This window comes from Streptomyces muensis, from assembly GCF_021474425.1.
Classification (GTDB): Bacteria; Actinomycetota; Actinomycetes; order Streptomycetales; family Streptomycetaceae; genus Streptomyces; species Streptomyces muensis.
On record NZ_JAKEIP010000627.1, the window covers coordinates 1 to 693 of the forward strand.

At 69.6% G+C, this 693-nt stretch carries 1 pseudogene; it reads right to left on the bottom strand.

Annotated features, from left to right (window positions below):
• Positions 1-33: 33 nt before the first annotated feature.
• Positions 34-693: pseudogene (locus tag L0P92_RS44790) on the bottom strand (NACHT domain-containing protein); the annotation flags it as partial.

Here is a 693-nt window from a genome sequence, read left to right on the forward strand (position 1 = left end):
GGGGGTGCGGACGGCGGGATCCATGGGGGGTTGTTACCCCTGCCGGTGGTTGAACTCGATCCCGGCGGGGATCTGTTGTGCCACGGCTGGACTCATCTCTCCCACGTGGACGTATTCCAGATGAGGGAAGGCGGTGAGCCAGGCCAGTCCCTCCACCGGGTGCGGGGCGTCCAGCGACAGCCGAGTGAGCCGTTCGGGCACGATGAGTTCCGTCAGATCCTCGACCCGGTAGGCGCCGCGCACCACTATGCACGCTCGGCCGCCCACGGAGCGGAGCGTGCGGAGGTCGTCGGCGGTGCGTGCCGAGACGGGCACATGGTCGGGCAGGTACGCGAGGATCTCGCGGGCGTAGAGCTCGCGGTCGAAGTGCTGCCAGTCCGAGGACAGCGCACGCAGGACCGCCGGGCTTCGATGGGCCCGGAAGCGTGTCAGGAAATGCAGCGCCGCCTCACTGCCCAGCGCCGAGGCCAGAACGACCACCTGAAGGGCCTCTTCGTCGTCTACCTCGTCCGGCCCTGGCAGCAGGCCCAGCACCAGATCACCTCCGGCGCGTGCCAGATCCAGGGTCATCCTGCCGTCACGCGGCGGAATCAGCGCCCCCAACTCTCGCTCCACCAACTCACGCACCCCGGGCTCCACCTCCGCCACGTACCGCAACCCCGCCGCCGCCAACAACGTCCCCCGAGCCGACCC